This is a genomic window from Enterovirga sp. CN4-39 (assembly GCF_049446235.1).
Classification (GTDB): domain Bacteria; phylum Pseudomonadota; class Alphaproteobacteria; order Rhizobiales; family Beijerinckiaceae; genus Enterovirga.
The window spans coordinates 50674-70338 of record NZ_JBMSEF010000002.1; the positions used below are offsets into that span (position 1 = coordinate 50674).

22 protein-coding genes are annotated in these 19665 nt (G+C 68.8%); 10 read left to right on the forward strand and 12 right to left on the reverse strand.

The window, feature by feature from the left end; all coding sequences use genetic code 11:
• Positions 1-118 precede the first annotated feature (118 nt).
• Both treZ and ACO2SS_RS03950 read left to right on the forward strand, forming a co-directional pair.
• On the forward strand, positions 119-2005 hold the full coding sequence (gene treZ / locus ACO2SS_RS03945) for a malto-oligosyltrehalose trehalohydrolase (protein ID WP_423276287.1): 1887 nt from the start codon (positions 119-121) through the stop codon (positions 2003-2005).
• 139 nt (positions 2006-2144) lie between these two features.
• A complete protein-coding gene (locus ACO2SS_RS03950) occupies positions 2145-2609 on the forward strand; it encodes a MucR family transcriptional regulator (RefSeq protein ID WP_423276288.1) in 465 nt (154 codons plus the stop codon).
• A 25-nt stretch (positions 2610-2634) separates the two neighbouring features.
• On the opposite strand, the gene ACO2SS_RS03955 is transcribed toward ACO2SS_RS03950, so the two are convergent.
• Both ACO2SS_RS03955 and ACO2SS_RS03960 read right to left on the reverse strand, forming a co-directional pair.
• Positions 2635-3234: a glutathione S-transferase gene (locus tag ACO2SS_RS03955; protein WP_423276788.1), complete on the reverse strand. Its 600-nt coding sequence runs from the start codon at positions 3232-3234 to the stop codon at positions 2635-2637.
• A gap of 34 nt (positions 3235-3268) precedes the next feature.
• Positions 3269-4123 carry a 23S rRNA (adenine(2030)-N(6))-methyltransferase RlmJ gene (locus tag ACO2SS_RS03960; protein WP_423276290.1) on the reverse strand — a complete coding sequence of 285 codons (855 nt, stop codon included), beginning with the start codon at positions 4121-4123 and terminating at the stop codon, positions 3269-3271.
• 118 nt (positions 4124-4241) lie between these two features.
• Here ACO2SS_RS03960 and ACO2SS_RS03965 point away from each other — a divergent pair, with 118 nt between their 5' ends.
• Positions 4242-4457 carry a DUF2945 domain-containing protein gene (locus ACO2SS_RS03965; protein WP_423276291.1) on the forward strand — a complete coding sequence of 72 codons (216 nt, stop codon included), beginning with the start codon at positions 4242-4244 and terminating at the stop codon, positions 4455-4457.
• Between the two features lie 36 nt (positions 4458-4493).
• Here the strand turns inward: ACO2SS_RS03965 and ACO2SS_RS03970 are convergent, their stop codons facing one another.
• Entirely contained in the window at positions 4494-5408 is a 915-nt protein-coding gene (locus ACO2SS_RS03970; RefSeq protein WP_423276292.1) for a BON domain-containing protein, read from the reverse strand.
• A 166-nt stretch (positions 5409-5574) separates the two neighbouring features.
• Here ACO2SS_RS03970 and ACO2SS_RS03975 point away from each other — a divergent pair, with 166 nt between their 5' ends.
• Positions 5575-5784: a hypothetical protein gene (locus tag ACO2SS_RS03975; protein WP_423276293.1), complete on the forward strand. Its 210-nt coding sequence runs from the start codon at positions 5575-5577 to the stop codon at positions 5782-5784.
• 17 nt (positions 5785-5801) lie between these two features.
• Here ACO2SS_RS03975 and ACO2SS_RS03980 read toward each other — a convergent pair whose 3' ends face one another.
• The 7 genes from ACO2SS_RS03980 to ACO2SS_RS04010 form a co-directional block, all read right to left on the reverse strand.
• Entirely contained in the window at positions 5802-7160 is a 1359-nt protein-coding gene (locus tag ACO2SS_RS03980) for a sigma-54 interaction domain-containing protein (RefSeq protein ID WP_423276294.1), read from the reverse strand.
• Positions 7161-7186: 26 nt separating this feature from the next.
• A complete protein-coding gene (gene fliN / locus ACO2SS_RS03985) occupies positions 7187-7531 on the reverse strand; it encodes a flagellar motor switch protein FliN (RefSeq protein WP_423276295.1) in 345 nt (114 codons plus the stop codon).
• A gap of 2 nt (positions 7532-7533) precedes the next feature.
• A complete protein-coding gene (locus tag ACO2SS_RS03990) occupies positions 7534-8166 on the reverse strand; it encodes a flagellar assembly protein FliH (protein ID WP_423276296.1) in 633 nt (210 codons plus the stop codon).
• Positions 8166-9770: a flagellar basal-body MS-ring/collar protein FliF gene (gene fliF / locus ACO2SS_RS03995; RefSeq protein WP_423276789.1), complete on the reverse strand. Its 1605-nt coding sequence runs from the start codon at positions 9768-9770 to the stop codon at positions 8166-8168. Before fliF ends, ACO2SS_RS03990 begins: the two co-directional genes overlap by 1 nt.
• Positions 9771-9882: 112 nt before the next feature.
• The gene (locus tag ACO2SS_RS04000; protein ID WP_423276297.1) at positions 9883-10158 is read right to left on the reverse strand and encodes a DUF1153 domain-containing protein; all 276 of its coding nucleotides are present in this window, start codon (positions 10156-10158) and stop codon (positions 9883-9885) included.
• A 117-nt stretch (positions 10159-10275) separates the two neighbouring features.
• Complete coding sequence (locus ACO2SS_RS04005) at positions 10276-10944, reverse strand: flagellar hook assembly protein FlgD (protein ID WP_423276298.1); 669 nt, start codon at positions 10942-10944, stop codon at positions 10276-10278.
• Positions 10945-10954: 10 nt separating this feature from the next.
• Complete coding sequence (locus tag ACO2SS_RS04010) at positions 10955-12319, reverse strand: flagellar hook-length control protein FliK (protein WP_423276299.1); 1365 nt, start codon at positions 12317-12319, stop codon at positions 10955-10957.
• 205 nt (positions 12320-12524) lie between these two features.
• On the opposite strand from ACO2SS_RS04010, the gene mnmA reads away from it, so the two are divergent.
• The 5 genes from mnmA to ACO2SS_RS04035 are packed head-to-tail and all read left to right on the forward strand — an operon-like array spanning position 12525 to position 16904.
• Complete coding sequence (mnmA, locus tag ACO2SS_RS04015; RefSeq protein ID WP_423276790.1) at positions 12525-13676, forward strand: tRNA 2-thiouridine(34) synthase MnmA; 1152 nt, start codon at positions 12525-12527, stop codon at positions 13674-13676.
• Between the two features lie 16 nt (positions 13677-13692).
• On the forward strand, positions 13693-14331 hold the full coding sequence (locus ACO2SS_RS04020) for a class I SAM-dependent methyltransferase (protein WP_423276300.1): 639 nt from the start codon (positions 13693-13695) through the stop codon (positions 14329-14331).
• Between the two features lie 23 nt (positions 14332-14354).
• The gene (locus ACO2SS_RS04025; protein WP_423276301.1) at positions 14355-15509 is read left to right on the forward strand and encodes a M20 family metallopeptidase; all 1155 of its coding nucleotides are present in this window, start codon (positions 14355-14357) and stop codon (positions 15507-15509) included.
• A 12-nt stretch (positions 15510-15521) separates the two neighbouring features.
• Positions 15522-15890 carry a VOC family protein gene (locus ACO2SS_RS04030; RefSeq protein ID WP_423276302.1) on the forward strand — a complete coding sequence of 123 codons (369 nt, stop codon included), beginning with the start codon at positions 15522-15524 and terminating at the stop codon, positions 15888-15890.
• Positions 15891-15893: 3 nt separating this feature from the next.
• Positions 15894-16904: an aldo/keto reductase gene (locus tag ACO2SS_RS04035; protein WP_423276303.1), complete on the forward strand. Its 1011-nt coding sequence runs from the start codon at positions 15894-15896 to the stop codon at positions 16902-16904.
• Between the two features lie 190 nt (positions 16905-17094).
• Here the strand turns inward: ACO2SS_RS04035 and ACO2SS_RS04040 are convergent, their stop codons facing one another.
• Together ACO2SS_RS04040 and ACO2SS_RS04045 are read right to left on the reverse strand one after the other, a co-directional pair.
• On the reverse strand, positions 17095-17940 hold the full coding sequence (locus ACO2SS_RS04040; protein ID WP_423276304.1) for an MBL fold metallo-hydrolase: 846 nt from the start codon (positions 17938-17940) through the stop codon (positions 17095-17097).
• Between the two features lie 263 nt (positions 17941-18203).
• Complete coding sequence (locus ACO2SS_RS04045) at positions 18204-18617, reverse strand: hypothetical protein (RefSeq protein WP_423276305.1); 414 nt, start codon at positions 18615-18617, stop codon at positions 18204-18206.
• A 106-nt stretch (positions 18618-18723) separates the two neighbouring features.
• Between ACO2SS_RS04045 and ACO2SS_RS04050 the strand changes: the two genes are divergently transcribed.
• Positions 18724-19659, forward strand: coding sequence for a LysR substrate-binding domain-containing protein (locus ACO2SS_RS04050; RefSeq protein ID WP_423276306.1), 936 nt, complete (start codon positions 18724-18726; stop codon positions 19657-19659).
• Positions 19660-19665: the final 6 nt, after the last annotated feature.

Below are 19665 nucleotides of genomic sequence, written 5' to 3' on the forward strand. Positions count from 1 at the left end.
GATCGCCTGCTTTCGAATGCAATGCGGAAGTCCCCAGCCGCAGGGTTGTTCCGCCGGCCTGGAACCGCACTGGTAGGGCGGCGGTTCAAAGCCCGCAGCGCATGCGGGGGAGTGTCGGATGCCCATGGGCAAGGGGTGCGACGGCGCTTCCAAAACACGCTGGAAGCTGCCCCTCGGGGCCGATTTTTCCCCGGAGGGAGCCTCTTTCCGGGTCTGGGCGCCGGCGCGTCGGCGCGTCGCCGTCGAGATCGCGGGCGAGCGCCACGAGCTCGAGCCGGAGGAGGGCGGCTATTTCGCCGGATTCGTGCCGGGCATGCGGGCCGGCGCGCGCTACGGCTACCGGCTCGACGACGACAAGCGGCTCTACCCCGACCCCGCATCCCGTTTCCAGCCGGACGGGCCGCACGGGCCCTCGGAGATCATGGATCCCGAGGCGTTCAGGTGGACGGACGACGACTGGCCGGGCATCCGGATCGACGGACAGGTCGTGTACGAGCTGCATGTCGGCACCTTCACGCCCGAGGGGACTTGGCGAGCCGCGATCGAGAAACTGCCGCACCTGAAGGATATCGGCGTCACGGTCATCGAGATGATGCCGGTGGCCGAATTCGCGGGCCGCTTCGGCTGGGGCTATGACGGCGTCGCGCTATTTGCGCCCACCCGCCTCTATGGCCGGCCGGACGACCTGAAGGCCTTCATCGACGCGGCGCACCGGCACGGGATCGGGGTGATCCACGATGTGGTGTACAATCACCTTGGTCCGGACGGGAATTACCTGTCCTGCTTCTCGCCGCGCTACTTCAGCGACCGGTACGAAACCGAGTGGGGCGAAGCGATCAACTTCGATGGTCCGGACAGCGCCGAGGTCCGCGCCTTCTTTCTCGCGAACGCCGCCTACTGGATCGAGGAATTCCACTTCGACGGGCTCCGCCTCGACGCGACGCAGAGCATCTTCGATTCCTCGGACCGGCACATCCTCCGGGAGATCGCGGAGACCTGCCGCAAGGCTGCCGGGCACCGCGCAATCATCCTCGTCGGCGAGAACGAGCCGCAGGAGACGCTCCTGGTCCGCCATCCGGACGATGGAGGCTACGGCCTGGATGCGTTGTGGAACGACGATCTGCATCATTCGGCCCTGGTCGCGCTGATCGGGCGTGCCGAGGCCTATTACGAGGATCACGACGGCTCGCCGCAGGAATTCATTTCGGCAGCGAAATACGGCTACCTGTTCCAGGGCCAGTTCTACTTCCACCAGGGCAAGAACCGCGGAACGCCCGGACTGGACCTGGACCCGTCAGCTTTCGTGAATTTCATCCAGAACCATGACCAAGTCGCGAATTCGGCGTCCGGTCTTCGCTTCCACGCCTTGTCTCATCCGGGCCAGGCCCGCGCCATGACGGCGCTGGTCCTGCTCCTGCCCGGCACGCCGATGCTGTTCCAGGGCCAGGAATTCTGGGCCTCGTCACCGTTCCTCTACTTCGCAGACCACCATCCCGAGCTTGCGGGGCTGGTGCGGGACGGGCGGGCGGAATTCATATCCCAGTTTCCGGGAGTGGGGGACGACGAGGCGGTCCGCTCGAACCTCGCCGATCCCGGGGCGGTGGATACGTTCCTGAGGAGCAAGCTCGATTGGTCCGAATGCGAGAAGCACGGCCAGACGCTCGCGCTGCACAAGGATCTCCTGGCGCTTCGGCGCTCCGAGCCGGCCTTCTCCGCCCAGGCACGGGGTGGAGTGGATGGGGCCGTGATCGGCCCGGCGGCTTTTGCGCTCCGGTTCTTCCATCCCGAGGGCGACCGGCTGCTGCTGGTCAACTTGGGTCAGGACCTCGTCCGGCGTAGCATCGCGGAGCCTCTGCTTGCCCCGCCAACCGGAGCGGATTGGCAGATTGTCTGGTCGAGCGAGTCGCTCAGCTATGGTGGGCAAGGTACACCAAAGGTAACTTCAGAGCTGGGCTGGCGTATTTCGGGCCATTCTGCGTTGGTGCTCTCGCCTAAAATGGGTTAGTTAGCTCGGGCTAGGTACTCTGAACCAGAACAACGTCCCCTGGATAGACGCCTGTTCGACTACTCAATCATCTTGACACTCAACTTGCGCGGGTCCATGTCGTGCGCGAGGGGCAAATCAAGACGGAAGTACTTCCAAAATGACCGATACCGCACCCGCCACGGAGCTCAATTACGTTGAGCTCACGGCGGACGTCGTCGCAGCTTACGTGGCTCACAATGCAGTCCAGAAAAGCGACATTCCGGGGCTGATCGCCTCCGTGCATGCCTCGCTGGTCGGCCTCACCCGGCCGGCTGCACCCGAGCAGACCGAGCGCCCCGTCCCGCCGGTGCCGATCAAGAAGTCGATTGGAGACGACTACATCATCAGCCTGGAGGATGGCCGGCGCTACAAGTCGCTGAAGCGCCACCTCAATGGCCGTGGCCTTACGCCCGAGCAGTATAGGGAGAAGTGGGGCCTGCCGATCGACTATCCGATGGTTGCGCCGAGCTATGCTCGCCAGCGCTCGGAGCTCGCGAAGTCCATGGGATTGGGGCGGCAGCGTCGTCCCTCCCAGCCCGAGCGTCCGCCGGCGGGCTCTGGCCGCCGGCGCAAGAGCGCCTGATCCGCGCCGATTGGGGGCGGCCGGCTCAGGCCGGCCGCGTCGCCTCGAAAGCCGGCACGCGCGAGGCGAAATCCTCCAGCCAGGCGACCAGGGCGGGATGGGACTTCCGCCATTCACCCCCGAAGCGCAGGTCGAGGTAGCCGAGCGCGCAGGCCTGGGCGACGTGCCCAATGTGAATGATGTCGCTCGGCCGAGAGAGCTCGCTCTCGCAATGAGCGAGAGCGCGGGACACCTTGCCGGCCTGCATGTCCAGCCAGCTCTGGACGCGGTGCTCCGGCGGACGGTAGCGACCCTCGTAGACCTGGAGGAGGGCGGCATCAAGAATGCCGTCGGCCAGCGCCTGGTGGCGCAGGACAGCGAACCGCGCCTCGCCGGCCGGGACGAGCCGGCCCCCTCCGAGGTGATCGAGGTAGTCCACGATCACGCGCGAGTCGTAGAGAGTTTCCCCGTTTTCCAGCGTGAGCGCCGGGATCTTGCCGAGCGGGTTGACCTCGCGGATGCCGCTCGCCGGGTCGCCCGTGTCTGTGACCTTGAGCTCGATCTTTTCCGTGAGGCCGACGAGATCGGCGGCGATCCGGACTTTGCGGGCATAGGGGGATGCGGGCGAGAACCGCAGGATCATCATCACGTCGTCTCCTCCCGGCGCCTTTGGGTCGGCCTCAAGCCGGGGCGCTCTGGGTGCCGAGCCTCTCGCACCGAAACGCGCCGTAGTCACGCCTCGCGAGCCGCTCGGCGAAAGCCGGCAGCAGGATTCCGGCCTCGTCGGCAAGCCGCCAGGGTGGATTGATCACGAGGAGGCCGCTGCCTGCGAGCCGCACCCCGTCCGGGCGATCCACCAGAAGCTCCAGGCACAGCATGTCCCGAACCTTCAGGCTCGCCGTCTCGTCGAGGAAGGCCTGGATCTCGGCCGGGTCCTTGATGGGGTACCAGAACGCGAAGGTGCCGGTCGGCCAGCGCCGGACGGCGTCGCGGAGACGGGCGCCCGCACGGGCGAGCTCGCCCGGTTCCTCGAAGGGAGGGTCGATCAGCACGAGCCCTCGGCGCTCCTTCGGCGGGATGAGGCCGCGCAGGGCGATCCACCCGTCCATCCGCATGACCTTGGCGTTCTGAACCTGGTTGAAGCGCTCGGCGAGCAGGGCCCCGTCCTCGGGATGCTTTTCGACCAGGACGGCGCGATCGCCGGGGCGCAGCATTTCCCGGATGATCGCAGGCGAGCCCGGATAGATGGTCTCGCCGTAGCGGGCCCGGATCGCGGCCAGCACCTCGCGGTAGGGGGCGAGCACGGCCTCGACCTCCGGCCCGAACGGTTCGGCGATGCGACCGACCCCGGCGCGCCACTCCAGGGTGCGCTCCGCCTCGTCGCCCGCAAGATCGTAGCGTCCGATTCCGGCATGGGTGTCGACGACCCGGAACGCCGCATCCTTCCCGCGCAGATGAACGAGGATGCGGGCCAGGAGGGCGTGCTTCATCACGTCGGCGAAGTTCCCGGCGTGGAAGGCGTGGCGGTAATTCATCGCTTGGGCATGACCGGATCGTGATGACGGGGCCCGGACCCAGTCCGTGCGGCGTGTGTTCAGGAGGAAGGAGCCGGGGCAAGCCTGCGCCCAGCCCGCCGATGCAGGGATACGGCAGATGGCGAAGCAACTGAAGGCCGGCGACAAGGTCGCCTGGGAGACCAGTCAGGGCGAGACCCACGGCAAGGTCGTCAGAAAGCAGACCAGTCCGACCAAGATAAAGAGCCACAAGGTGGCAGCCTCGCCGTCCAACCCGGAATACATCGTGAAGAGCGACAAGTCCGGAAAGATCGCCGCCCACAAGCCCTCGGGGCTTCGGAAGCTTTCCGGCTAAGGCAGGAGCCGGAGCGCGAGGCGCCGGCTTCCCAGGTCAGCCTGCAGGCTTGCGGGGGGTGGCTTCCGGGCCGCCCGGGGCGGTGCCGCCCGCCTCGGCATTTCCTTGGGCACGGTCCGCGGACCAGTCCGCCGCCGCCGAGACGCGCAGGTTGTTCTGGACATGCGTGACGCCGGAGACGCTGTCCGCGAGGTCCTCCGCGCGCCTCTTGTCGAAGCGATGCGCGACCGTGCCGCTCAGCGTGACCTCGCGTCCCGAGACGCTGACCTCGATATCCGACGCGTCGAGCTGCGGATCCTCCGTCAGGCGATCGTTGATGTCCTCGAGGATGCGCTCGTCGGAGCGCTGGTAGCTCTTCGGCCCGCGGCCGCGATGCCGCCCCGGGCCCTCGCTTTCGCGCAGATCGAGCCGCCGGATGCGGTCCTCGTCGTGCTCCCCTCCGAACCAGGACGCGATCTCCTCGCCCATCCGGTCGAACCATCCGCTGCGGTGCCGCCCGGAGGCACGGCCGAACTCGCCCGGATCGCTGCGGCCGCCCTGCTCGCGGCCGAATGCCATCTCGCCGACGGAGCGGCCATGCTCGCCGCGATGCCGGTCGCCATCCCGCCAGTAATCGGCTTCGGGGCGTGGGTAGGCTCCCCACTGCCGCTCGCGGGGCCCGCGATACTGGAAGGTTCGCCCGTGGTGGCCTCGCGCACCCTCCCACTCGCCCCCGTATTCGCCGCGCCGGCCCATGCTGCTGCGCTCGCGGCGGTAATCGTCCGGATATCCTCCGCCCGGATAGTCGCGGCTGCTATGGCCGAACTCGTCGCCCCGCGCGAAGCTCTCGCGGTCGCGCCGCGTGAAGTGGTCGGATTCGGGGCCTAGGCGCTCGTAGTCCCGGTCGCGCCCGCGACCCTCGCTCCGACGGAAGCGATCTCGGTCGCTCGTCCAGCGGTCGTGGCCGGCCATGTCGTCCTCCCGGAATTGCTGCCTGCGCCGTCCGCTCGCGGCGGCGCGCTCTCGCGGGATAACGGCCGGCGCAGGACCGCCGTTCCGGGCGGCTTTTGGGGCCGGGGCGGAACGGTCCGGACACCGTGTCGTTCACCAGGACACCCGGACATGGCGAGGAGTTCAGATGTCCACCAGCAAGCAACCGCGCACGTCGACGCCGACCGATGCGGATCTCCAGGGCAATCCCGGGATCGGCCTGTCGAAAGGCACCACGATGGCCGGCGAGGACGTTGAGACGATTGAGGGGGATTCGACCGTCGAAGGCGACGTGGAGAACGAGACGAATCCGCAGGGCGGCGTCGACCCGCAGCATGTGGGCCGGACCAATCGCTGATCCGGCGGCGGATCGCCTCAGAGTGCCAGCGCGCGCGTCGCGCCGGGCTCCGCGACCGCGATGCCGGCGCTGAGATACTCGGAGAGCTTGTTTCGCAGCGTGCGGATCGAGATCCCGAGGATGCGGGCCGCATGCGTGCGGTTTCCCAGGCAATGGTCGAGCGTGTCCAGGATGAGGTCGCGCTCGACATCCGCGACCGTCCGGCCGACGAGGCCGCGCGTGACGGCCTCGGCCGATTGGACGGCCCGGTCGGCCGGTGACGGCGCGGCTCCGAGGGCTTCGCCGTCGGGAGCCCTGATATCCTCGGCCTCGATCAATTCGCCCGTGGCCAGGAGCACGGCCCGGTGCATGGTGTTCTCGAGTTCGCGGACGTTGCCGCGCCAGGGAGAGCGGGCCATCAGCCGCTTCGCCTCCAGCGACAGCGCCCGGGCCGGAAGCCCGTTCAGTTCTGCGTAGCGCTTGCCGAAGAAGGCGGCCAGCTCGAGGATATCCGACGGCCGGTCGCGCAGCGCCGGGATCCTGAGGTTCACGACATTGAGCCGGAAGAGCAGGTCTTCCCGGAACGTCCCCTTGCGGACCTCCTCGGCGAGGTTGCGGTTGGAGGTCGCGACCACGCGGATGTTCACCTTCACGGGCTGGGACCCGCCGACCCGGTCGATCACCCGTTCCTGGAGCGCCCGCAGCAGCTTCGCCTGCAGCCGCACATCCATCTCCGAGATTTCGTCCAGGAGGAGCGTGCCGCCGTTCGCCTCCTCGAACTTGCCGATCCGGCGCGCGATCGCGCCCGTGAAGGCGCCCTTCTCGTGGCCGAAGAGCTCCGATTCGAGCAGGTTGTCCGGGATCGCGGCGCAGTTCACGGACACGAAGGGCTTGTCGCGGCGGTTCGACTTGGCGTGGATGTGGCGCGCCATCACCTCCTTGCCCGTGCCGCTCTCGCCCGTGATCAGCACGGAGGCCTCCGAGCGCGCGACCTGCTCGGCGAGCTTCACGACCTTCTCCATCGCGGGATCACGCCAGACGAAGGAGCGGTTGTCGGCCGCGACCGCCTCGATCACGGCCGCGATCATTTCGGGATCCGGCGGGAGCGGGATGTATTCCTTCGCGCCGGCCTGAATGGCCGCGACGGCCGCCCGGGCATCCGTGCCGGTGCCGCAGGCCACGACGGGGGTGCGGATACGCTCGCTGTCGAGCGCTGCGACGAGCTCCCGGATCGGCAGCGACACCTCGATCATGACGAGATCGGCACCGCGGGTCCGCAGGACGGAGAGCCCCTGCGCGAGGCCGTCCGCCTGGGTGACGGAGGCTCCGCGGCTGATCGCGATCTTGGAGGCCGTGACGAGCTCGCCGGAGAGGCGGCCGATGATGAGAAGGCGCATCGTTGGGGTCCGTTTGCAGCCGGCGCTCAGGCGCCCGGCCTCACGATTTCGGTCATGGTCACGCCGAGCCGGTCCTCGACGAGGACGACTTCTCCGCGCGCCACGAGACGGTCGTTGACGAGGATGTCGATCGCCTCGCCGACGCGGCGGTCGAGCTCGAGGATCGCACCAGGCCCGATCGTCAGGAGATCCCCCACCGGCACCCGGACATGGCCGAGGACGGCCGAGAGCGTCACGGGGACATGGAGGATCTGGGCGAGGTCGGAGGGATCGCGCGGCATCGAGCCGTCGCCTCCTCCCGGCCCGCCGGACCCGAAGGACAGGTCGCCCTCGCCGAGCTGCGGGAGGGGAAGATCGGTGGAGCCCGCCATCGTCATGCCGTCCAGTCACTGTGCCCGGGCGCGAGGCCGGCCGCGGATGAAACCGCGCTCGCCACCGCCCGCTCGAAACTCGCCCGATCGCGCGAGACGCCGCCATCGGCCCATTCGAGCCGGACATCGCCGGGGCCGAGCTCCTCCTCGCCGATCACGATGATGCGCCCTTCGAAACCGTGTTCCCGCCCCAAGGCGCGCAGGAGCTCGTCGACCTCGGCGACCTGCGCCGTCGGCACGCGGGCCACCAGATGCGGCACGCCGCGAAGGTGCCGGAAGGCCTCGCGCCCGGCATCGGCCACGGCCGCGAGCGGCTGGGCCTCGAGGGCGGAGCCGGCAAGCCGTCGCGCCAGGGCCTCGAAATAGGCGAGCGCCTCGACCTCCACCTCGCCCAGCATCCCGTCGAGCTGGGAGAAGCGGGCGGCCGCCTCGGTCGACAGGCGGTTCATCGCCTGCGCGAGGATCCTCGCGCTCTCGGCGGCGCCCTGCCGGAGCCCTTCCTGGACTCCGTCCGCATAGGCCCGGCGGAGCGCCTCCTCATGGGCGGCCCTGCCGGCCGCTTCCCGTTCTGCGACCTCCTCCGGCGTGGGCCCCCGGAAATCCTCGCCGAACAGGAACTTGCGTGCCGTTCCCATCAGCCTTGCGCCATCCAGCCGCGCAGCACGGCGGCCGCCTGTTTCGGATTGTCCTGGGCCAGAGCGTTGGCGCGCATGACGTGCTCGACATCCTGCAGGTTGACGGCCGGCGCCTTGGCCAGCGAGGCCTCGGGGCTGGGCAGCGCTGCGATGGATGCCCCCTCGCCCGCAAGCGCGAGATCCGGCTGTGGCGGAGCCAGCAGGGCGGCGGCCGGCGCGAGGATCTGCTTCACCATCGGGCGGACGACGAGGAGCAGCACGACGGCCACCAGGAGCGCGATGATGCCGATCTCCGCCCAGTGGAGCACGTCGTCCTTGGTCGGGCTGAGCAGCGAGGCGAGGAGCGGCACCTTCTCGGGCTCGACCACGGGCGGGGCTTCGGCGAAGGGGAGGTTCACGACCTCCACCTGGTCGCCGCGGCTCGCGTCGAAGCCCACCGCGGTGCGAACGAGCGCGGCGATGCGGTCGAGCTCCTCCTTGCTGCGCGGCTGGTAGCTCGTCTCGCCGTTCGGATTGCGCTGGTAGGCTCCGTCCACGAGCACTGCGACGGAGAGGCGCTTCAGGCGGCCCGCCTGCTGGATCTCCGTGCGGGTGGTCCGCGAGATCTCGTAATTGATCGTCTCTTCGTTCTTGCTCGCCTGATCCTTCGGCTGCTGCGGCGCGGGCTGGGCGTCGCGCGCGGCCGGGAGCTCGTTCCCGACCGTGACCTGGCCCTCGCTGCTCGTGCTCGTGGAATTTTCGCCGCGCGTCTGGGTGGAGCGCACGACGCGGCTTTCGGGATCGAATGTCTCGGACCGGCTCTCGATCCGGGCGAGGTCGAACTCGGCGGCGACCTGGACCCGGGAGCGGCCGACCCCCACGATGCCGGCGACGATCTCCTCGACCTGGCTGCGGAGACGGCGCTCGAGGCCGGCGCGCTTCTCGTCGGCGTTCACCCCACCCAGGGCCGCCTCGCTGCCCCCGGCGCCATTGGCCAGGAGTCGTCCGCGCTCGTCCACGATCGAGATGTTGTCGGGCGTCAGGCCCTCGACGGCGGATGCGACGAGATGGCGGATCGCCTGCACCTGCTCGCCCGTAAGCTCGCCGCGCAGCTTCAGGACGATCGAGGCGCGCGCCGCCTCCTTGTCGCGCGCGAAGAGGCGGCGTTCGGGAAGCGCGAGGTGTACCCGGGCCGATTGCACCCGGCCGATCGTCCGGATGGTCCGCGACAGCTCGCCCTCGAGCGCCCGCAGGTGGTTGATGTTCTGGACGAAGCTCGTCGACGAGAACGCGTCGCCCTTGTCGAAGATCTCGTAGCCGACCCCGCCGCCGGAGGGCAGGCCCTTCCCGGCGAGCTCCATGCGGATCTTGGCGATGTCGGATTTGGGGACGAGGATCGTATGGCCGTCGTCGCGGGCCTCGTACCGGATGCCGCGCTGCTCGAGGTCGCGGATGATCGAGCCCGTGTCGCTGCCCGCCAGGTCCGTGAACAGCACGCCCATCACGGGCTGCGACACGCGCAGGATCACGAAGGCGAAGAAGCCGATCAGGGCCAGCGTCACGGCACCCATTGCCGCGAGCCGTGCCGGACCGAAACGTGTCAGAAGCTCGATAACCCCGCGCACCGTCGAACCCAAGAACCCTTCCAGGCGTGCGTCATGCGACGCAGCGCTCGGCAAGAATTTCCCAGTTCGTGGTTAGCGGGCGGTTAAGGACGCCGCACCAGAGGCGTCATTCCTACTGGCGGTAATGCTGGATCCGGGTGGTCCGAAGGCCGGCCAGGCCGTGCTCGTCGATGGATTGCTGCCAGCTCAGGAACTCCTCGACCGTCAGCGTGTAACGGTTGCAGGCTTCTTCCAGGCTCAAGAGTCCGCCGCGTACAGCCGCGACAACTTCGGCCTTGCGCCGGATAACCCAGCGCCGTGTATTCGACGGCGGAAGGTCAGCAATCGTCAGCGGAGACCCGTCCGGCCCGATCACATACTTCACGCGCGGTCGAAGAGGCTCGGACATCTTACGCTCACACACACTTACGCTCAGCACTAGGTCTGACGGTATGCGGCTGCGCTTAAGATTTGCTGAAGCGAATCACTCAAGCGCCACAATCCTGCCTCGATCAAATGTGGGCCCTCACTGGTAGGCGATCGTCTTGACCTTCGCGAGGGGGATCGCGCTCGATCCGACCATCAGGACCGGGGCCCCGGACGAGACGTCGACGGCCGAGACGGTCCCCGACAGTTCGGTCGAGACCAGCACGCTCTGGCCCGTGGCGTCCTGCGCGGTGACGGCGATGCTGTATTCCCCATCGGGCTGCATCGAGCCGCTGGCGTCCTTGCCGTCCCAGGTGAAGGTCTGGGCCCCCGCCTTGAACATCACGCTCTTGGTCGCGACCGCGCCGCCATTGGCATCGAAGATCGTGACCGTCGCCCGCTTGGTGTCCTTGGCGGCGCTGACCGGCCAGGTCGCGGCCCCGCCCGCCAGGGAGGCGGTGCTGCCGTCGGCCGTGACCTTCATGCCGACATAGCTCGCGGCGGTCGACGTGGAGGTCGACTGCATGGCGGTCAGGATCGAGCTCAGCGTGTCGTTCGACTTCAGCTGTTGCTCGACGCCCGCGAACTGCACGAGCTGCTGCGTGAACTGGTTCGTGTCGAGCGGGTCCAGCGGGCTCTGGTTCTTCAGCTGCGTCGTGAGCAGAAGCAGGAAGTCCTGGAAGTTGCCGGCGATCTCCTTGCTGGCCGAGCCGCCGCTGGTGCTCTGGGACGAGCCCAGCGCCGAGAACGTGTTCGGGATAGTGGCCATGGCAGCCCCTTCAGATTCTCATGTCGAGGGCGCCGAGCCGGGACAGGATCGCACGCGGTGGGGCGATGGCGGTCTCGATGTGCCGGGGCGCCTCCTCCGGTTCCGCGCGCCGGCCGGCCTGATGCCGCGGATCGCCGCCGCCTCCGTCCGACATGGACCGGCCGCCATTCTCCCCCGCGCCGTCGCGCAGCGTGAAGGCGATCCCGCCCTCGCCGGGCTTCAGGCCCGCCTGCTCGAAAACCCGCTCGAGCTGGGAGCGTTCGCGCGTGAGAAGGGCCATGGCTTCCGGCTTCTCCACCGTGAGGTGCGCCGTGACCCCCCCGTCGTCGTCGATGTCGAGCTTGACGTCCACGCGTCCGAGCTCGTCCGGGCTGAGCCGGATCTCGAAGCTCCTCGTTCCCTCCAGGGCCCTGAGGCCGATCTCGACCGGCAACCGGCCGACGGCGACATCGGTCACCAAAGCCCGCTGCACGGCGGCCCCCGACCTGGTGTCCGTCGCCGCCCCTGCCTGATCGAGCAAGGCCCCGAAGGCCGGCTTTGCCAGGGCGCCGTCCTGGCCGGGTTGCAGGTGATGGAGATTTGGCGGTGTGGCCGCCGCGCCGCCGCCGGAGGTGCCCTGCTCTCCGCCTTCGCCGCCCTGCCGGCCGGAGAGGGCGGCCACGGCCACGGCAGGCTCCGCCGCGCCCTCGACCCCGGCCGTCCGGCCGCTTTCCGCGGCCTCGGGGCCGCCGGCAGCCGCCTCGCCTTCGCCCTGTCCTGCCTGCATCAGCGCCGGATGGGCCCCGGGGCCTTTCCCCGCGCCAGCCAGCCCGGGCGCGGAGATTGCTGCGGGCAGCTTGCCCGCAGCGCCCGGCTCCGCCCCGAGGGCGGCGAGGAGCCCCGGCCCCCAGGGACCCACCTGGGGCTGCATGCCGGCCGCCCCGTCGGCCACGGCCTCCGCGGCGAGTTGCTCGACCTCGGACAGCGCTGCTGCAGCTTCGGTCCCGGTTGCGTCCTTGCCGGCCGTCTCCTCCTCGTCGGGTCGCCTCGGGCCGTTCGTCTCGCGCAGCTCTGCCCGCCTCCGGTCGGGCCGGCCCGCCTCGCGCCGGTCCCGTGCATCTCCGGTGCGGTCCGATGCTGCGGATCGCGCCGCGTCATCCCGGTTGCCGCGCCGGCTCTCCGGACGCATCGGCTGGGCATCCCGGCCGGCAGCCGGGGCTTGCGGAGCCTCGCCGGAACGCACCAAGGCCGTGGCCCGTTGCGCAACCTGCCGGGTCGCGGCCTGGGCGAACATCTCGGGCAGGGAGAAACTGGCACGCTCCGGGCGCGCGGAGCTTTCGCGGGCAGGGGTGCGGGCCCGCGGGGCGGTTGTCTGAAGGGTCTCGACGCGTGACATCTGTGTGGTTCCGGTCAGAGCCGGCGCAAGGCATGGGCCAGGAGAGGATCGGGCCCAAGTCGCTGAGGTGTCTGCCTTTTCGGCCGGGCTGTGCTCGGCCGCGCCGTTGTCTCTCGGCAGGAACATGCCGGCCCGGGCGGCAAAGTTTGCCGCCCCTATCCAGGCTCCCTATAATGATCCTCTGCCCTGAACCGCTGCCAGAATGTTGAACTCTCTCGACCTGCCGGGCTCGCCCGCGGATACGCGCGTCGTCGTGGCGATGTCGGGCGGCGTCGATTCCTCCGTGGTCGCGGCCCTTCTCAAGCGCGAGGGCTACGATGTCGTGGGCGTCACGCTCCAGCTCTACGATCACGGCGCCGCCACCGCCCGCAAGGGCGCCTGCTGCGCGGGCGCCGACATCCGCGACGCGCGCCGGGCCGCCGAGACGATCGGCATTCCCCATTACGTGCTCGATTACGAGGAGCGTTTTCGGCGCGCGGTGATCGACCGCTTCGCCGAGAGCTACGTCTCCGGCGAGACGCCCATCCCCTGCGTCGAGTGCAACAGGACGGTGAAGTTCCGCGACCTTCTCGCGACCGCCCGGGATCTGGGTGCTCATGCGCTCGCGACGGGCCATTACGTGGCGAGCCGGCCGGGCGAGGGCGGCCGGCGCATGCTGGTCCGCGGGGCCGATCCGAGCCGCGACCAGAGCTACTTCCTCTATGCCACCACGCCCGAGCAACTCGCCATGCTGCGCTTCCCGCTCGGCGACATGCCGAAGGACGAGACCCGGCGCCTCGCGCGGGAGTTCGGCCTGTCGGTCGCCGACAAGCCGGACAGCCAGGATATCTGCTTCGTCCCGCAGGGCCGCTACGCCGATGTGCTGGAGAAGCTCCGGCCGGATGCCGCCCGGGAGGGCGAGATCGTCCATCTCGACGGGCGGGTGCTCGGCCGGCACCGCGGCATCGCGCATTTCACCGTGGGGCAGCGCCGCGGGCTCGGCATCGCCGAGGCGGAGCCGCTCTATGTCGTCCGTCTCGATCCGGCCCGGGCCCACGTGGTCGTCGGCCCTCGGGAGGCACTCGCGACCCGGGTCGTCCGGCTCCGGGACGTGAACTGGCTGGGAGACACGCCCCTGGCCGAGATCGGCCCCGAGGGCCTGGCCGTTGCCGTGAAGGTCCGCTCGACGCGCCCGGCCCGTGCGGCGCTGCTGCGCAGCGATGAAGCGGGCGTCGAAGTCGAGTTGGTCGATGCCGAAGATGGGGTCTCGCCCGGGCAGGCCTGTGTGGTCTACGAGGACGAGAGCCCGCGGGCTCGGGTGCTAGGCGGCGGCACGATCATCAGGCGCCAGCCGAGCGCGGTCGCCGCCGCAGCCTAAGAGGGACGGGAGGATCATGGGGGCTCAACCGACGACGGCGCTGATGCGCAAGGCGTATCAGCGCTGGGCGCCCGTCTATGACATCGTCTACGACAAGCTGACGGAGCCGGCCGCCCGCGCAGCGGTGCGTGCCGTCGAGGCCTGCGGGCCTCACATCCTCGAGGTGGGCGTCGGAACCGGGCTGTCCCTCGGCTACTATTCCGCGACCTCCGAGGTGCACGGGATCGATCTGTCGGAGGACATGCTGCAGCGTGCGCGCGAAAAGGTCGCCCGGCGCGGCCTCCGGCACGTGAAGAGCCTGGAGGTGATGGATGCCTGCCACCTCACCTTCAAGGACAAGTCCTTCGACGCCGTCACGGCGCAGTTCCTGATCACGCTCGTGCCCGATCCCGAAGGTGCGCTCGGCGAGATGGAGCGGGTGCTGCGTCCGGGCGGCGAGATCGTGCTCGTGAACCATTTCGGCCAGGATGCGGGCCCGCTCGCCAGCGTCGAGCGGGCCGTCGCGCCGCTCTGCGCCAAGATCGGCTGGAGTTCCGACTTCAAGGCCTCCCGCATCGAGAACTGGGCCCGCTCGCGCGGCCTCGAGCCGTTGCCGCTCGAGCCCGTCTTTCCGGGCGGCTTCTTCAAGATCCTGCGTCTGCACAAACCCGTCTGACGACACCCCCTCCGGAGACCCTCATGGCCGATTCCTCGCGGCAGATCCTCGATTGGCTCGCCGAGCAGAAGGGCGCGATGCTGGAACTGCTGGAGGAGGTCGTGAACGTCGATTCCGGTAGCTACGACAAGGCCGGGGTCGATGCGGTCGGCGAATGCTTCCGGCGCTTCTTCGAACGCGAGGGGATCCGCACGGCGGTCCACCTGCGCGACGCCTATGGCGATGCGATCACGGCCGAGGTCGCGGGAAGCGGCGGCGCGAACAAGCCGATCCTGCTGCTCGGCCATCGCGACACCGTCTTCCCGAAGGGCGAGGCCGCGCGCCGGCCGTTTCGCATCGAGGACGGGCGCGCCTATGGCCCCGGCGTCGCCGACATGAAGGCGGGCCTCGTCATGAATGCCTTCGTGATGGCGGCGTATCACCGCTTCGGCGGCGCTCCCGCCCCGCTCGTGCAGCTCATCACGTCCGACGAGGAGATCGGCTCGCCGGCCTGCCGCGGCATCATCGAGGAGACGGCTCGCGGTGCCCGCGCGGTCTTCAATGCCGAGCCGGGCCGCCCGTCGGGCAATGTCGTGACCGGCCGCAAGGGCGGCGTGTTCATGGAATGCGAGATCTTCGGCAAGGCCGCGCATTCGGGCGGCAACTTCTCCGAAGGGGTGAGCGCCATCAACGAGGCCGCCTACAAGATCCTGCAGCTGAAGGACATCACGGACCTCGAGCACGGCATCACGCTGAATGTCGGGCTCGTCTCGGGCGGCCAGTCGGTGAACACGGTCGCGCCCTACGCCAAGATCGGCATCGATCTGCGCTACGTGGAGCCGCCACAGCGCGCCGCCGCCCTCGTCCGCATCGAGGAGATCGTCGCGAATTCCAACGTGCCGGGCACGAGCGCGACCCTGGCGATCAAGGGCGAGTTCCTGCCGCTCGTGCAGGATGCCGGCTCGCGCGCGCTGTTCGAGGCCTATCAGGGCGCGATGGGCGAGGTTGGCCGTCCCGTCGAGGGCGAGTTCGCGGGCGGCTGCGCGGATTCGGGCTTCACGTCCGCGGTCGGGTGCCCGACCATCTGCGCGACCGGGCCGGTGGGCGGGCGGGCGCATTCGCCGGAAGAGTACCTGGAGGTCGACACCATCGTGCCACGCGCGCAAGGGCTCGCGCTGGCGATCGCACGGCTGAGCTGAGCGGAGAGCGGCATGATCGGGTACGTCACCCTCGGCACGAACGACCGGGAGCGCGGGGCCCGCTTCTACGACGCCATCGCGAAGGAGATGGGCGTCGGCCGGATGATGGAGGAGGAGCAGTTCATCGCCTGGGGCGCTCCGGGCGGGGGTGCCGGAATCGGCCTGACCTTCCCGTTCGACGGACAGCCTGCCACTGTCGGCAACGGCGTCATGGTGGCGCTCGCCGCCACGGATCGGGACCATGTCGACCGCATCTATCGAGCCGCACTCGCAGCGGGCGGTACCGACGAGGGCGCGCCGGGCGAGCGCTCGAAGGGGTTCTACGCGGCGTATTTCCGTGACCCGGACGGCAACAAGCTGAACGCTTTCGTGATGGAGTGAGCGATGGACTATCGCAATCTCGGCCGCTCGGGCCTGAAAGTCTCGCCGCTCTGCCTCGGCACGATGATGTTCGGCGGCGCGACCGACGAGGCGACCTCCGCCCGCATCATCGCGCAGGCGCGGGATGCGGGCATCAATTTCATCGACACGGCAGACGTCTACAGCGACGGGCTCTCGGAGGAGATCGTCGGCCGCGCCATCGCGGCGGAGCGATCACGCTGGATCCTGGCCACCAAGGTCGCGGGTCCGATGGGGCAGGGCCCGAACGAGCGCGGCCTCTCCCGCCGCCGCGTCATCGAGGCATGCGAGGCGAGCCTGCGCCGGCTCGGGACGGACGCCATCGACATCTACTACCTGCACAAGGAAGACCATTCGACGCCGCTCGGCGAGACCGTGCGGGCCATCGCCGACCTGATCCGCGCCGGCAAGATCCGCTATTTCGGCGTCTCCAACTATCGCGGCTGGCGCGTCGCCGAGATCTGCCGCCTCGCGGACGAGCTCGGCATCGACCGCCCCGTGGTGAGCCAGCCCTACTACAATGCCCTGAACCGGATGCCCGAGGTCGAGCACCTGCCGGCCTGCGGCTTCTACGGCCTCGGCGTCGTGCCCTATAGCCCGCTCGCGCGCGGGGTCCTCACGGGCAAGTACGACCCGGCGAAGCCCCCGCCGGAGGGGACCCGCGCCGGCCGGCAGGACAGGCGCATGATCGAGACCGAGTGGCGCACCGAGTCGCTCGACATCGCCCAGGAGATCGCCCGCCACGCCCAGGCGCGCGGCATCACGCCGGGCCAGTTCGCCTTCGCCTGGGTGCTGAACAACCGCCTCGTCACCGCCGCGATCGGCGGCCCGCGTACCGAGGCGCAGTGGCAGGATTACGTGGGGGCGCTGGCCTACACCTTCACGAAGGAGGACGAGGCGCTGGTCGACCGGCTGGTCGCGCCGGGTCATCCGTCAACGCCGGGCTACAACGACCCGCAATACCCGCTCGAAGGCCGCGTGCCGCGGAGCGGCTGACCGCGACCGGCATCGCCGGTGCCCAGGGTGCCGGAAACCGTCGGTGCGCCCACCAAAGGACTTGCTGACCTGCCCGGACGACGGGGGATCGCCAGTCGGGAGGCTCTGCCCCTTGATGGCGCACCGGAGACAACCGGGGCCGCATCGCGAGTCCTGGATGGGGTTCCACGGAAAAGTGTCGGCCTGACAATCAAGCGCCAGGCTTCGCGGCCTTTGCCGCTGCCCACAGAGAGCCCGGATTCACACGGTCCGGATAGAACGCAAGCATCCGCTCGTACAAATCGAGATGGTTCGAGGAAAGAGCCAGCGAGGAATCGAAATCCTTGATGTAACGTCGCGTGGCATCGATGTGGCGGGGAGAGTTGTCTGGGTCCGTGACGGAGTGCCCTGCGACGACCGCCTTGGGCTCCAATGCTTCGATGATGTCGAGCGCGTGCAGCCATTCCGACCGAGCGGCTGCGTCGCATTCCGCAAGATAAAGGTGCGTTTCGTTGTAGACGGCATCGCCGGATACCACCAGGCCGAGAGACGGTATGTGTAATGCGGTGGTGTCTGACGTGTCGGTGTGGCCGAGGGGAACTATCCTGAGTTCCTCGCCTTCCAACTCGAATGTATTCCTCTCGGCAGCCCGAGGCGCAGCGAAAGACTTCGGGAGCTGGCCCGGAAAGCGCGGCTCCCAGAAGGACTTGATGAACGCCGGATCTATCTGTTGCTCGATCGCCTCTGCAACCGGGCCCGCGGCGATCGCCTTCACGGCCGGGAACCATTCCAGCAGAAGGGCCAAGCCGAAGTAATGATCGCCATGAGCGTGGGTCACGTAGATCGTCTTGAGATCCTTGCCGCTTTCCGCGACCCACTCGACGAGAGCCTTCGATTGCTCGGCGGGCAGAAACGTGTCGACCAGAACCGCGTCAGTGCCTCCGGTTATCAGCGTGACGGTGTTGTTGATCCATGCGAGTTCTTCCTTACCGGGTGGAAGGCCCTGGGTTGAACTGCCACGCCTTTTCGTCAGTATTTTCCAGTTCAGCTTGGCCACGTGAATTCCCTTCAGTGGAGCTTGTCGGGCCGCGCTCTGAGCATTGGGGCTCGGCCGCTGGAAGCGCGGTGCCGGGGGCCGTGGACATCGAGACCTCGATGGCGAGCGCCGATCGACACCTGAAATGGATGACGATCGACCTCGTATTGCGATGATGGCGTTCCAGGCGCTCCTCGACACCTGAGAGAAGTCCATTCGGTGCCGCAGCGATTTGGGCGGAGGTCCCGCTGCAGCCTCGACCGGCAGCCGTCGCCTCGGTGCGTTCACATCGCCTTGGCGAGCGCAAACAGCCGGAAACCGTCCAGCGCCGCGTGCCGATGCGGGGCGGCTTCGCGCCGGTAAGCCTCGGTGTCGACGATTGAGCGGAAGGCGGCGAAATCGCCGTATTCATTGATTGCCGCTTCGTCCCAGCCTTCGCCTTGCCGGCCGACGAGGCTCGCCAGAACCGGCCCCGAAAACACCCGCACGAGCGGCTTACCGGCCGCGAGACGCCGGAATGCGGGCCGATAGCGCTCATGAAAGGCTTCTCGGCCCGAGCAGGGCGCGGCGTCGAAGCCGTCATCATAACGCGCGTGCGCGCGATAGCGCAGCAGATTGAGCATGTAGACCGGTTGGCCGGGGGGAATCGCGCGCTCGGCGACGTCGAGGGCCTGCAGAGTGATTTCGATGGGGTTCATGGGACTTCCCGCGGCTTCTACCGACGCAGCGTGCGCCGACACTCCCGACCTAGCCGCTCGGGAGCGGCCCTTGTAGCAACCAAACCGTCATGACTATGTGGACTTGATGTCCACGCCGGCGTTGCCTCCCGACCTCTCGGGCCTCCTCGCTTTTGTGCGCGTTGTCGAGGCGGGCTCTTTCGCAGAGGCCGCGCGGCGGGCGGGGATGACCACCTCGGCCATGTCAAAGGCGGTCGCCCGTTTCGAACAAGCGCGCGGGATACGGCTTTTGCACCGCTCCACCCATTCGTTGGCGCTGACCGACGAGGGCGACCGGCTGATGGCGGCGGGGCGCGCGCTGGCCGAGAGTCTCGCGCGTGTGCAATCCGCGCTCGGCGAGGTTTCGCGTAACGACGGCGGGCGGGTGCGCCTGACCGCTCCCGCCTCGTTCGCGCGCTCCTGCATCCTGCCGCGACTGCCCGCGTTCCTGCGAGAGCACCCGGAAATCGAGATCGAGGTGAAATTCCGCAACGAGATCCTCGATCTCACGGCGGAAGGCGTCGACATCGCGATCCGCTCGGGACCCCTCGACCGCGCGCCCGGCCATCAGGCGCGGCGGCTTTGCACGTTTTCCTGGAAGGCTTGCGCCTCACCCGCCTATCTGAGCGCGCGCGGCGCGCCGGCGTCTCCCGACGAGCTTTCCGCGCATGACCACGTCGGCTTTCGCAACCCCGCGAGCGACCAGATCCTGACCTGGCGTTTCGCCGGCCTGCGCGGCAGGAAAGCCGTTCGCGTCGCGCCCAAACCCAAGCACATTTGCGACGACGCGCACGCTGCGCTCGCTTTGATCGCAGATGGGTTCGGCATTGGCTGGGGGCCGGCGTGGCTTGTCCAAGAAGATCTGCGCGCCGGCCGTCTCGTCGAGGTGCTTGCGCCCTGGCGCGCCCCGCCGGAGCCGCTATGGATGCTGCGGACATCCGGCCGCCGCCCGCCCGTGCGCACGCAGCGAGTCATGTCGTTCCTCGCCACGCTTCCCGCCGCGTTCAGCGACAGCGCGGGATGAGGTGTC